The 12,650-nt window shown below is 71.6% G+C and carries 7 protein-coding genes and 1 pseudogene; 2 read left to right on the top strand and 6 right to left on the bottom strand.

Going from position 1 to position 12,650, the window contains the following annotated elements:
• Window positions 1-18: 18 nt before the first annotated feature.
• From CCZ36_RS26435 to nsdA, 3 genes are all read right to left on the bottom strand, one after another.
• Window positions 19-357 (bottom strand): P-II family nitrogen regulator, encoded by a 339-nt coding sequence (locus CCZ36_RS26435; protein ID WP_006127894.1) that lies wholly within the window; start codon window positions 355-357, stop codon window positions 19-21.
• Window positions 354-1,706 carry an ammonium transporter gene (locus CCZ36_RS26430; RefSeq protein WP_128818707.1) on the bottom strand — a complete coding sequence of 451 codons (1,353 nt, stop codon included), beginning with the start codon at window positions 1,704-1,706 and terminating at the stop codon, window positions 354-356. The genes CCZ36_RS26435 and CCZ36_RS26430 overlap by 4 nt, the downstream gene beginning before the upstream one ends.
• Window positions 1,707-2,076: 370 nt before the next feature.
• Window positions 2,077-3,549, bottom strand: coding sequence for a transcriptional repressor NsdA (nsdA, locus tag CCZ36_RS26425; protein ID WP_128818706.1), 1,473 nt, complete (start codon window positions 3,547-3,549; stop codon window positions 2,077-2,079).
• A 427-nt stretch (window positions 3,550-3,976) separates the two neighbouring features.
• Between nsdA and CCZ36_RS26420 the strand changes: the two genes are divergently transcribed.
• Complete coding sequence (locus CCZ36_RS26420) at window positions 3,977-4,624, top strand: bifunctional DNA primase/polymerase (RefSeq protein WP_128818705.1); 648 nt, start codon at window positions 3,977-3,979, stop codon at window positions 4,622-4,624.
• Between the two features lie 111 nt (window positions 4,625-4,735).
• On the opposite strand, the gene ftsY is transcribed toward CCZ36_RS26420, so the two are convergent.
• Window positions 4,736-5,941, bottom strand: a complete 1,206-nt coding sequence (ftsY, locus tag CCZ36_RS26415; protein WP_069740199.1) for a signal recognition particle-docking protein FtsY — start codon at window positions 5,939-5,941, stop codon at window positions 4,736-4,738.
• 212 nt (window positions 5,942-6,153) lie between these two features.
• Here ftsY and CCZ36_RS26410 point away from each other — a divergent pair.
• Window positions 6,154-7,101, top strand: a pseudogene (locus tag CCZ36_RS26410) (LLM class flavin-dependent oxidoreductase).
• Window positions 7,102-7,161: 60 nt separating this feature from the next.
• Here CCZ36_RS26410 and CCZ36_RS26405 read toward each other — a convergent pair.
• Both CCZ36_RS26405 and CCZ36_RS26400 read right to left on the bottom strand, forming a co-directional pair.
• Window positions 7,162-8,583 carry a sugar porter family MFS transporter gene (locus tag CCZ36_RS26405; RefSeq protein WP_069740198.1) on the bottom strand — a complete coding sequence of 474 codons (1,422 nt, stop codon included), beginning with the start codon at window positions 8,581-8,583 and terminating at the stop codon, window positions 7,162-7,164.
• 205 nt (window positions 8,584-8,788) lie between these two features.
• Window positions 8,789-12,457, bottom strand: a complete 3,669-nt coding sequence (locus CCZ36_RS26400; RefSeq protein WP_128818704.1) for an AAA family ATPase — start codon at window positions 12,455-12,457, stop codon at window positions 8,789-8,791.
• Between the last annotated feature and the right edge of the window lie 193 nt (window positions 12,458-12,650).

The following is a 12,650-nucleotide window of genomic DNA, read 5'->3' as shown; positions in this document are numbered from 1 at the left end:
CCGTTCGTGGGCCGTCGGTCAGAGGGCGTCCGGGCCGCGTTCGCCGGTCCGTACCCGGACGGCGGTGTCGACCGGAACGCTCCAGACCTTCCCGTCCCCGATCTTGCCGGTCCGGGCGGCCTTGACGACGACCTCGATGAGCTGTTCGGCGTCCTCGTCCTCGACGAGGACCTCGATGCGGATCTTGGGGACCAGGTCGACGGTGTACTCGGCGCCCCGGTAGACCTCGGTGTGGCCGCGCTGGCGCCCGTAACCGCTGGCCTCGGTGACGGTGAGCCCCTGGACGCCGAAGGCCTGGAGGGCCTCCTTGATCTCGTCCAGCCGGTGGGGCTTCACGACCGCGGTGATGAGCTTCATGCGTCCACCTTCTTTTCCTTCGGTGCTGCCGTCGTGGCGGGGGCGGGGGCGGTGGTGCGGGAGACCGAGCCGCCGCCGGCGCCGCTGAAGTCGTACGCCGTCTCGGCGTGCTCGACCTGGTCGATGCCGGAGATCTCGTCGTCCTCGGAGACCCGCATCCCGATCGTCTTGTGGATGGCCAGGGCGATGACCGCGGAGACGACGAGAGAGTACGCGAGGACCGCGACGACGCCGACGACCTGCTTGCCGAGCTGTTCCACCCCGCCGCCGTAGAAGAGGCCCGCGGCGTCGGACTGGACGCCTCCGGTGGCGAAGAAGCCGACCAGGATGGAGCCGATGATGCCGCCGACGAGGTGGACGCCGACGACGTCCAGGGAGTCGTCGTAGCCGAACCTGTACTTCAGGCCGACCGCCATGGCGCACAGGACACCGGCGATGGCGCCGACCGCGATCGCGCCGAGCGGGGAGACGGAGCCGCCCGCCGGGGTGATGGCGACGAGGCCGGCGACCGCGCCGGAGGCGGCGCCCAGGGTGGTGAAGGAGCCGTGGCGCAGCTTCTCGTAGATCAGCCAGCCGAGGACCGCAGCGGCGGTGGCGACCTGGGTGTTCAGGAACATGACCGCGCCGACGCCGTCGTCGTTGCCGAGCCAGGATCCGGCGTTGAAGCCGAACCAGCCGAACCACAGGAGGGCGGCGCCGAGCATGACGAGCGGCAGGCTGTGCGGCCGCATCGGGTCCTTCTTGAAGCCGATGCGCTTGCCGATGACCAGGATGACGCCGAGAGCGGCGGCGCCGGCGTTGATGTGGACGGCCGTACCACCGGCGAAGTCGATGACGCCCATCTCGAAGAGCCAGCCGCCGGAACCCCAGACCCAGTGGGCCACGGGGAAGTAGACGATGGTGACCCACAGGACGATGAACAGCGCCCACGCGGTGAACTTCACTCGGTCGGCGAGCGCACCGCTGATCAGGGCCGGGGTGATCACGGCGAACATCAGCTGGAAGGCGGCGAAGACGTACACCGGGATGGTGGTGCCGTCCCACAGCTCGTTCAGTCCGATGCCGCTCAGGCCCACGTAGTCGGAGCTCCAGCCGACGACGGAGCCGACGTCGGAGCCGAAGGCCAGGCTGAATCCGTAGAGCACCCACAGGACCGTGACGATCCCGAGGCTGATGAAGCTCATCATCAGCATGTTGAGGGTGCTCTTGACGCGGACCATGCCTCCGTAGAAGAAGGCCAGGCCGGGAGTCATGAGCATCACCAGGGCCGAGCAGATGAGCATGAACCCGGTGTTGGCGGCAGACAGCTCAGGGGCGTCTGCGGCAAGCGTCGTGATGCCTGGGGGCATCGGCGTCTCCTCGTCGTCGGTGCGGCCGCGGCGTGCGGGGGAATGCTGCGGGACCACTGGGGAACAGGTGCGGGCCGGTTATGAGCCACGAGGTTGGCGGAGAGCCGTTTCATGGGATGCCGCACGATGTTTCGCGAGCGTGACGAAGAGGGATCGCGTGTTACGGCCGAATGAATCCGGGGTGGCGCGTCCGGTGCCCTGCCTATCCTGCGGCGCACGCCGCATACGGTGCGGTTGAAACGCCCGGGGGGCGGCCCTTCGGGCCGGAAAGCACGAAACCGGCCACGGCGACCCTCCGTGTGACCAGGCGATGGGGGAGCCGAGTCGGGGTGTACGGAAGGGGCGCCGCGGCCGGTGCCTCGGATGCCGGTCAGACCGCTTCGGCGGTCTCCGGCAGCTGTTCGTGGAGCAGCTCGGTGAGCCGGGCGACGTCGGCGACATCGCCGAAGTCCCTGGCAGCGGTGTCGACGGTCTTGCGCAGGCGGGTGTTGACCCGCTCGGAGCGGACCTTCTTGGCGATCTTCAGGGCCTGGCCGGCGAGCACGGTGGACTGCTCCGGTTCGCGCTGGAGGAGATGGACGGTGGCCATGCCGATGAGGTTGAGCGCGTAGGAGCGCTGGTGCTCGTCGTCCTCGCCGAAGAGTTCGACGGCCTTCTCCATGACGGGCTCGGCGAGCGAGGCGTAGGTGGGGCTGCGGCCGGCCACATAGGCCAGGTCACGGTAGGAGTGGGCGTTCTCGCCGTTCAGCTCGGCCTCGGAGAAGAAGCGGATCCAGTCGGGCTCGGGCTCGCCGTCGAGGCCCGCGTCCAGGAAGGTGTCCTCGGCCATCCGTACGGCCCGTTTGCACTTGCTGGGCTGCCCCATGTTGGCGTAGGCGCGGGCCTCCATCGCATACAGCATGGCCTGCGTACGGGAGGTGGCGCAGTCGCGGCTGCCGTACTGCGCGAGGTGGATCAGCTCCAGGGCGTCGTCGGGGCGGCCCAGGTGGATCATCTGGCGGCTCATGCTGGAGAGGATGTAGCTGCCGAGCGGTTTGTCGCCGGCCTCCTTGGCGGCGTGCAGGGCGAGCACGAAGTACTTCTGGGCGGTGGGCTGGAGGCCGACGTCGTAGCTCATCCAGCCCGCGAGCTCGGCCAGTTCGGCGGCGCAGCGGAAGAGCCGCTGGGCGGTGGGGCCGGGCTGGGGCTCCTGGAGCAGGTCGGTGACCTCGTGCAGCTGCCCGACGACGGCCTTGCGGCGCAGTCCGCCGCCGCACTGGGCGTCCCACTGCCGGAACATCGCGGTGGTCGACTCCAGCAGGTCCAGCTCGGGCGGGGAGAGCCGGGAGGGTCGGTGGTCGGCGGGGGCCTCCGGTTCGCCGACCCCCTGTACGGGAACGGGCACCAGCCAGCGCTGCATCGGCTCGATGAGCGCGGGCCCCGCGGCCAGCGCCAGCGAGCTGCCGAGGAAGCCGCGCCGGGCGAGCATCAGGTCGCTGCGAGAGAACTCGCTGAGCAGGGCGACGGTCTGCGGGCCGGCCCAGGGGAGGTCGACGCCGGCCACCGAGGGTGACTGGTGGGCGGTGCGCAGTCCGAGCTGCTCGACGGCGACGACGGCACCGAAGCGTTCCGAGAACAGTTCGGAGAGGATCCGCGGGATCGGCTCCCGGGGCTGCTCGCCGTCGAGCCAGCGCCGCACCCGGGAGGTGTCGGTGCTGATGTGGTGGGCGCCCATCTGCCGGGCCCGCCGGTTGACCTGGCGTGCCAGCTCGCCCTTGGACCAGCCACTGCGCACGAACCACGAACCCAACTGCTCGTTGGGACGCTTTCCGGCATCCGTGTCGCCTGCGCCGCTGCCACTCACTCGAACGCCCCCATCCCGCTGAAACCTCATCGCGCGAACCGTTGTCAGAATGCCGTGCATCGGTGCTGTCCGTAAGGGAGTTGGACGCCCTCGAACAGGAAATCGGGTTGCCTGCGGCATACCCGTGGGTGCACATACTCCCAGAGTCCGTGTACCGACGGTAATCCTACGATCACCCCTCTCGCGAGGGAGATTGAGGAAACGCCACCATTCGCCACCCCTTCGAATGAACCCGACTACCGCTGCGCGCGCTTGACTTGAGGGATCAGGACCGAGGGCGAGCGCACGGAAGCACTCGGGGGCGCGTACACCGTGTCGCACTCCCTTTCACACCACCGCGCACGCCACTCGATCGAGTGCAGCGACGGAGGGTTACCCGAGCGACGCGGGTCGTAACCACCGGCGAGCCGTACCCGTTGGAGGGGGCATGGGCTTCACGATCGGCGGCATCCGGGAGATGCGATCCGGTGCGCGGCGGCGCCACCGCAGCACGGAGGGCACGGCGGTGGCCGAGTACACAGGGCTGTGGGGCTGGGCGGTGGCGCCCGGAGCGCGGGCCGAGGCCGGCGCCTGCTCGTGCGGCGATCCGGTCTGCCCCTCCCCCGGCGCCCACCCGCTGGGCTTCGCCGGGGAGGTTCCGGCGGGCACCGGCCTGGACCGCGCGGCGGACGCCTGGGTCCGGACGCCCGGCGCCGCGATGCTGCTGCCGGTGGGCCGCTCCTTCGATGTCCTGGACGTCGCGGAGCAGGCCGGGCGGCGGGCCCTGGTGCGGATGGAGCGGATGGGGCTGCCGCTCGGCCCGGTCACGGTGACGCCGACCGGGCGGGCGCAGTTCTTCGTCGCCCCCGGGGCCGCCGCCGAGCTGCCCGAGCTGCTCTACCGGATGGGCTGGGACGACGCGGGCCTGGATCTGCGCGCCCTGGGCCCGGGGACGCACATCACCGCCCCGCCGTCCGACCTCGGCGGTCTCGGCCCGGTCCGCTGGCTGCGGCCCCCGGTGCTGGACACGGCGGCCGCTCCCCCGCAGGCGCGGCTGCTGCTGGGGACCCTGGCGTACGTCTGCCACCGCTCATAGCCCCCTGATCTGCCACCGCTCGCAGCCCTCCGAGCAGTACGGAAACGGCGGACGGGCGGCGGGCTCCTGAGAGGAGCCGCCGCCCGTCCGCCGTACCGGATGCGGGGCGGTTCAGTCGCCGATCAGGGCGTCCACGAAGGCGCCCGGCTCGAACGGGGCGAGGTCGTCCGGACCCTCGCCGAGGCCGATCAGCTTCACGGGCACGCCCAGCTCGCGCTGGACCGCGATGACGATGCCGCCCTTGGCGGTGCCGTCGAGCTTGGTGAGGACGATGCCGGTGATGTCCACGACCTCGGCGAACACCCGGGCCTGGACCAGACCGTTCTGGCCGGTGGTGGCGTCGAGGACGAGCAGCACCTCGTCCAGCGGGCCGTGCTTCTCCACGACGCGCTTGACCTTGCCCAGCTCGTCCATGAGGCCGGTCTTGGTGTGCAGCCGGCCGGCGGTGTCGATGAGGACGACGTCCGCGCCCTCGGCGATGCCTTCCTTGACCGCGTCGTAGGCGATCGACGCCGGGTCGCCGCCCTCGGGGCCCCGGACCGTACGAGCCCCGACGCGTTCGCCCCAGGTCTGGAGCTGGTCGGCGGCGGCGGCGCGGAAGGTGTCGGCCGCGCCGAGCACCACGCTGCGGCCGTCGGCGACGAGCACCCGGGCCAGCTTGCCGGTGGTAGTGGTCTTGCCGGTGCCGTTGACCCCGACGACCATGACGACCCCGGGGGTCTCCGCGCCGCCCTCGGTCTTGACCTCGCGGTCGAAGTCCGGGCCGAGCAGGGTGATCAGCTCCTCGCGGAGCAGGGTGCGCAGCTCTTCCGGGGTACGGGTGCCGAGCACGCGGACGCGCTCGCGGAGCCGCTCGACCAGTTCCTGGGTGGGGGCGACGCCGACGTCGGCGGTGAGGAGGGTGTCCTCGATCTCCTCCCAGGTGTCCTCGTCGAGGTTGTCCCGGGAGAGCAGGGTGAGGAGCCCCTTGCCGAGCGAGTTCTGCGAGCGGGCGAGCCGGGCCCGCAGGCGGACGAGCCGGCCGGCGGTGGGCTCGGGGACCTCCAGCGCGGGGGCCTCGGCGACCGGAGCCTCCTGCTCCACGGGCGCGGTGGCGTCCGGGAGGCCGACTTCGTCGATGGTGCGCCGCGCTTCGTCGCGCGGCGTCTCGGCCTCCTCGCCGACCTGCGGTTCGGCGGGAGGGGTGATGGTCGGCGTGCTCGGGGGCGGGGGCGGCAGCTGCTTCTTCTTGCGGCTGCCGACCACGAGCCCGCCGACCAGGCCGACAGCGACCAGGGCGATGACTACAGCGAGGATGACGATTTCGACGAGTTCCATAACCCGTCCAGTATCGGCCACGGCCGCACCGCGGGCGCTGCCCCGGCGGTCCCCCGGCGATCCGGTGGGCCTCGTATGCACCTTTTGGCCGCAATGCGGATGTGAACCTCTCCACTTCTGACGCCTCGCCAGGTACGGTGCGGCCGCCCGATGGGGCAGTCGCCCGCCCGCCTGCTCGTACAGCCGCCCGCTTCGGCCAAGGGACGCCCCCGATGGCCTTCACCGTGGTCCGGTTCAATCTCGTCGAGCCCGACGCCACCCCCGTATCGCTCTCGGCCCGCTACCGCGCCGCCCTGGAGATGGCGGTGTAGGCGGACGCGCACGGCGTCGACACGGTGCAGACCGAGGAGCACCACGGGGTGGCGAACTCCTGGCTGCCCTCCCCGTTCACCTTCGTCGGCGCGGTCTTCGGCGCCACCCGGCGGATCGCGGTGACCGTCTCGGCGATCATCGGGCCACTGCACGATCCGCTGCGGCTCGCGGAGGACATCGCGGTGCTGGACCTGCTGAGCGCGGGCCGGCTGGTGACGGTGGCGGGGATCGGCTACCGCCCGGAGGAGTACGAGCGGGCCGGAGTGGAGTGGGGCCGGCGCGGCAGGCTCCAGGACGAGCTGCTGGAGACGCTGCTGGCGGCGTGGACCGGGGAGCCGTTCCCGTACCGGGGCCGTACGGCGCGGGTCACCCCGCGCCCGTACACGCGGCCGCATCCGACGCTGCTGGTGGGCGGCAGCTCGCGGGCGGCGGCGCGGCGGGCGGCGCGGCTGGGGCTGCCGCTGTTCCCGAGCGCGCATCTGCCGGAGCTGGAGGCGTACTACCGGGAGCGGTGCGCGGCCCACGGGACGGAGGGCTTCTGCGTGATGCCCGCCGAGCGCACCCCGCTGCTGCATGTCTCCGAGGACCCGGAGCGGACGTGGGCGCTGTACGGCGAGCACCTGCCGCACGAGGCGCGGACGTACGCCTCCTGGCAGCCCAAGGACATCCGCTCGGCGGTGCGCTCGGCGGCGACGGAGCTGCGCGAGGAGGGGGTGTACCGGATCGTCACGCCGGAAGAGCCGGCGGGGCTGGGCGCGGAGGGCCTGGTGCTGCATCCGCTGTGCGGCGGGATGCCGGTGGAGGAGGGGTGGCGGAGCCTGCGGGTGTTCTGCGGGGCGATCGCCTGAAACGGCGCCGCCCCGGCTCGAGTGAGCCGGGGCGGCGCCGTGAGGAGGGGGCAGCGGGGATCAGCCCATCTCCTCGAGCGTTTTGCCCTTGGTCTCCTTCACGAACTTGAGCACGAAGGGGATCGAGAGCACGGCGAAGCAGGCGTAGATGATGTACGTCCCCGAGAGGTTCCAGTCGGCCAGGCTCGGGAAGCTGGCGGTGATCGCCCAGTTGGCCATCCACTGCGCGAAGACGGCGACGCCGAGGGCGGCGGCGCGCAGGCGGTTCGGGAACATCTCGCCCAGGAAGACCCAGACGACGACACCCCACGACAGGGCGAAGAAGAGTACGAAGACGTGGGCGGCGACCAGCGCCGTGGCGCCCTGGGCGGTGGGGAGCTTGCCGTCGACCAGGTCGGCGGAGAAGGCCCAGGCCTCGACGGCGAGCGCGACCGCCATCCCGATGGAGCCGACGAGGGCGAGCGGCCTGCGGCCCACCCGGTCGACCAGCACCATCGCGATCACCGTGCCGATGATGTTGATGATCGAGGTGGTGAACGAGTAGAAGAACGAGTCGGTCGGGTCGATGCCGACGGACTGCCACAGCGTCGCCGAGTAGTAGAACGCCACGTTGATGCCGACGAGCTGCTGGAACATCGAGAGGCCGATGCCGACCCAGACGATCGGCAGGAAGAAGAAGCGGTTGCCGAGCAGGTCCTTGAAGGAGGACTTGTGCTCGCGGTGCATGGCCGTCTCGATCTCGGTCACGCGCGCGTCGAGGTCGATCTTGTCGCCCTCGACCTCTTCGAGGATCTTGCGGGCCTCGGCCTTCTTGCCCACCGAGATGAGGAAGCGCGGGGACTCGGGGATGGCGAAGGAGAGGAGTCCGTACAGGACGGCCGGGACGACCATCACCCCGAGCATCCACTGCCAGGCCTCCAGACCCAGGATCTCTCCGCGCTGGTCGCCGTCGGCGATCTGGAGGACGGCGTAGTTGACCAGCTGGGAGACGGCGATGCCGATGACGATCGCGGCCTGCTGGAAGGAGCCGAGCCGGCCGCGGTAGGCGGGCGGGGAGACCTCGGCGATGTAGGCCGGGCCGATCACGGAGGCCATGCCGATGGCGAAGCCGCCGATGATGCGCCACATCGCCAGGTCCCAGAGCGCGAACGGCAGCGCGGAGCCGATCGCGCTGGCGGTGAAGAGCACCGAGGCGATCTGCATGCAGCGGATGCGGCCGATCCGGTCCGCGATCCGGCCCGCGGTGGCAGCGCCGATCGCGCAGCCGATCAGCGCGATGGCGATGACCTGGGCGAGCGTTCCGGATCCGATGTCGTACCGGTCGCGGATCGCCTCGACGGCGCCGTTGATGACGGAGCTGTCGTAGCCGAAGAGGAAGCCGCCCATCGCCGCGGCCGCGGTGATGAAGATGACGTGGCCGAGGTGCTCCGGGTGGGCCGCCCTCGCCCCGGACTCGGGTCCGTTCGCTGTGCTGCTGGTCACGTGAACTCCTGATGCCTGGCCGGGGGGCAGACGTGGGGTGTGAGCCTTCCCAGTGGCGCACATCATCCGTCTCGCCACCACTTGAAGACCAAATCAACTTTGCAGAGGTTATGCGTTCAAGAAACGAAGTCAAACAGCGGGTCTGGTGCCGTGTACCCCGGGGTGCCCAAAAGGTGCGTCGAACCTCTGATGATTCGCTGAGGAGTCAGCGCAGCCGCTGGCTGATGACCTTCGAGACCCCGTCGCCCTGCATGGACACGCCGTACAACGCGTCGGCGACCTCCATCGTCCGCTTCTGGTGGGTGATCACGATCAGCTGCGAGCTCTCCTGGAGCTCCTCCATGATCCGGATCAGCCGCTGCAGATTGGTGTCGTCGAGCGCGGCCTCGACCTCGTCCATCACGTAGAACGGACTGGGCCGGGCCTTGAAGATCGAGACCAGCAGCGCCACCGCCGTCAGGGACCGCTCGCCGCCCGACAGCAGGGAGAGCCGCTTCACCTTCTTGCCCGGCGGGCGCGCCTCGACATCCACGCCGGTGGTCAGCATGTTGTCCGGGTCGGTGAGGATGAGCCGGCCCTCGCCGCCGGGGAAGAGGCGCGAGAAGACGCCCTCGAACTGCCGGGCGGTGTCGTGGTAGGCCTCGGTGAAGACCTGCTCGACCCGCTCGTCGACCTCCTTGATCACCTGGAGCAGATCGGCCCGGGTCTTCTTCAGGTCTTCAAGCTGCTCGGACAGGAACTTGTGCCGTTCCTCCAGCGCCGAGAACTCCTCCAACGCGAGCGGATTCACCTTCCCGAGTTGCTGGTACGCCCGTTCGGCCGACCGCAGCCGCTTCTCCTGCTCGGGCCGCCGGTACGGCTTCGGCTGGTTGCGCGGGTGCTCGGGATCCTCCGGCAGCTCCTCGCCCTCGGCGGCGGGCGACGGCGGCACCAGCTGATCGGGCCCGTACTCGGAGATCAGCCCCGCGGGCTCCACGCCCAGCTCCTCCAAGGCCTTCGTCTCCAGCTGCTCGATCCGCAGCCGCTTCTCCGCGCCCAGCACCTCGCCCCGGTGCACCGAGTCGGTGAGCTTGTCCAGCTCGCCCTTCAGCTCCCGGCCCCGGTCGCGCTCGACGGCCAGCTCGCGCTCCCGCTCGCCCTTCGCCGCCTCGGCCGACGTCCGCTCCTGGTCGGCCCGTACGAGGGACACCTCGACGTGCGCCAGCAGCTGACGGGCGCCCGACGCCACGGCGGAGGCGACCTCGGACTCGTACCGCAGCCGGGCCCGGCGCTGTTCGGCGCGGGCGCGGGCCTCGCGTTCGGTCCGGGCGGCCCGGTCCAGCGAATCGGCGCGCCCGGCCAGCGCCTTGACCCGCTCCTCGTGCGTACGGGCCTGGAGCCGGGCCTCCATCTCGGTCTGGCGGGCGTTGGCGCCGTCGGCGGCGAGCCGGTCCCGTACGGAGGTGTCGGGCTCCTCCTCGGCCGGTGTCTCCTCGGCGACCAGCAGCCGCTCGGCCAGCTCCTCGGCCTCCTCGGTGGCCCGCTCCAGGGCCTCCTGGGCGCGGGCGGCGGAGGCGGTCATGCGCTCGGCCTCGCCCGCCGCGCTCCGGGCCGTCCCGGCGAGCCGCCCGAGCTGCTGGGCGAAGCCGGACTTCTCCCGCTCGGCCGCCCGGCGGCGCTCCCCCAGCTCCTCGACGAGCGCGGCCTGCTCCGTGCGCCGCTGCCCCGCCCGGCGCTGGGCCTCGGCCAGCTCCTCGCACCGTACGGCCAGCTCGGCCAGCTCGGCGGCGGCCTCGTCGACGGAGGCCTGCACCTCCAGCAGGCTGGGCGCCCCGGCCGACCCGCCGTGCGCGAAGTGGGCGGAGAGCACGTCCCCCTCCCCGGTCACCGCGGTCAGCCCGGGGTGCGCGGCGACCAGTTCCTCGGCGTCCTCCAGTGTCGCGACGACCACCATGTCCGCGACGAGGCGGCGGACGGCCCCGACCAGCGAGGCGGGCCCTCGCACGAGGTCGGCGACGGCGGGCGCGGTGGTGGTGAGCGTGACGCTCTCGGTACGGCCATGGGCACCGGCCCCGGTCTCCGTACCGCCCGGCGCACCGCTCTGCGCGGGGAGCTGGGCGGCGGGACACTCCTCACCCGGCCTCTGTTCGCCGCCCTGCCCCGGCACGGGCACCCGCTCCCCGCCCAGCAGCATCGACGCGCGCCCCGCGTCCCGTCCGCGCAGCAGCCGGATCGCGTCGGCGGCGGTGGCCGGGTCCGTGACGGCCACCGCGTCCGCCGCCGTGCCGAGGGCGGCCGCGACCGGGATCTCGAACCCGGGCTCGACGGTCAGCAGTTCGGCGGCGGGCCCGAGGAGCCCGGTCAGCCGGTCCCGGGCGCCGAGCAGCGCGCCCGTGCCGTCCTTGCGGCGGAGCCCGAGGGCCAGTGCCTCGTGCCGGGCCGCTACCGCCGCCCGCCTGCGCTCGGCGGCCGTGGCCTCGTCGCGGGCCGCGCTGTGGGCGGCCTGGGCCTCGGCCAGGGCCCGCTTGGCCTCCTCGTGGCGGGCGGTCAGTTCCTCGTCGACGCCGTCCAGTCCTTCGACCTCGGCCTTGAGCTGCTCGTACTCCTCCTGGGCGGTGACCGCACGCTCCTGGGCCTCGTCACGGGAGGCCGCCAGCCGGTCGATCTCGGCCTGGGCCGAACCGGCCCGGCTGCGGGCCGCGTTGACCTGGCCGTTCAGCCGGGCGAGCCCTTCACGCCGGTCGGCGATGGCGCGGGCCGCGTCCTTGAGCCGGCGCTCCTCGGCGGCCAGCTCGCGTTCCAGGTCGGCGCGGTGGGCGACGGTGTCCTCCAGCGCGTGTTCGGCCGCCTCCAGGGCCGCCGTCAGCTCCGCCTCCTGTTCGCGGATCCGGGCCGCCTCGCGCTCCAGGTCCTCCGGATCGCGGCCGCGGCGCTCCTCGGCGGGCGCCTGGGAGGCGCTGCGGACCCGGGCGTCGGCGAGCGAGACCGTGCCGCGGACCCGCTCGGCGAGCTGGGAGAGCTCGTACCAGGTCTGCTGGGCGCGCTGGAGCCGGGGCGCGAGCCGGCGCACCTCGCCCTCCAGTTCGGCCTCGCGGAGGAGGGCCGTCTTCAGCTCGGCCTCGGCCGCGTCCTTGCGCTTCTTCAGCTCGGCCTCGTCGGCGATCTCGTCGCGCAGCGCGTCCCGCAGGGTCACCAGGTCGTCGGCGAGGAGCCGGAGCCGGGCATCGCGCAGATCGGCCTGGATGACGGCGGCCCGGCGGGCGACGGCGGCCTGCCGGCCGAGCGGTTTGAGCTGGCGGCGCAGTTCGTCGGTGAGGTCCTGGACACGGGCGAGGTTGGCGCCCATCGCGTCCAGCTTCCGCAGCGCCTTCTCCTTCCGCTTGCGGTGCTTGAGGACGCCCGCGGCTTCCTCGATGAAGGCCCGGCGGCCCATCGGGTCGGCGTGCAGCACGGAGTCCAACTGGCCCTGCCCGACGATGACGTGCATCTCACGCCCGATACCGGAGTCGGAGAGGAGTTCCTGGATGTCGAGCAGTCGGCAGGTGTCGCCGTTGATCTGGTATTCGCTGCCGCCATTGCGGAACATGATCCGAGTGATCGTCACTTCGGCGTACTCGATGGGCAATGCGCCGTCGGAATTGTCGATCGTCAGCGAGACTTCCGCGCGGCCGAGCGGCGGTCGCCCGGTCGTCCCGGCGAAGATCACGTCTTCCATCTTGCCGCCGCGCAGGGATTTGGCCCCTTGTTCCCCCATGACCCAGGAGAGCGCGTCCACCACATTGGATTTTCCGGATCCATTGGGTCCGACGACGCAGGTGATCCCCGGTTCGAACCGCAGGGTGGTGGCGGACGCGAACGATTTGAAACCACGCAGGGTCAGGGCCTTGAGGTGCACGCCGCCGGACTCTACCTTTCACTCTCGGTTTCGCTGATGAAGGTGCAGGGCACATCAGACGGTAAGCGAAGGGGGGCAGGCCCGGGGATGGCCGTCGGGCAAAGAAAAAGGGACGCCGAAGCGTCCCTGTGAATCTGGTCGGCGTCGCTGTGCTGCCGACGTCACCGTTCATCCAGTTGTGGCCCGCGCCGTG

Source organism: Streptomyces sp. S063 (assembly GCF_002832675.1).
Lineage (GTDB): Bacteria > Actinomycetota > Actinomycetes > Streptomycetales > Streptomycetaceae > Streptomyces > Streptomyces sindenensis.
Note: the sequence above shows the minus strand (reverse complement) of the source record. Positions and strands in the feature narration are given on the sequence as shown.

Coding starts and splice junctions, on each gene's coding strand:
- ftsY (WP_069740199.1), bottom strand. CDS start 5,941: ATGGAACTCGTCGAAATCGTCATCCTCGCTGTAGTCATCGCCCTGGTC.
- CCZ36_RS26430 (WP_128818707.1), bottom strand. CDS start 1,706: ATGCCCCCAGGCATCACGACGCTTGCCGCAGACGCCCCTGAGCTGTCT.
- CCZ36_RS26435 (WP_006127894.1), bottom strand. CDS start 357: ATGAAGCTCATCACCGCGGTCGTGAAGCCCCACCGGCTGGACGAGATC.
- CCZ36_RS26420 (WP_128818705.1), top strand. CDS start 3,977: ATGGGCTTCACGATCGGCGGCATCCGGGAGATGCGATCCGGTGCGCGG.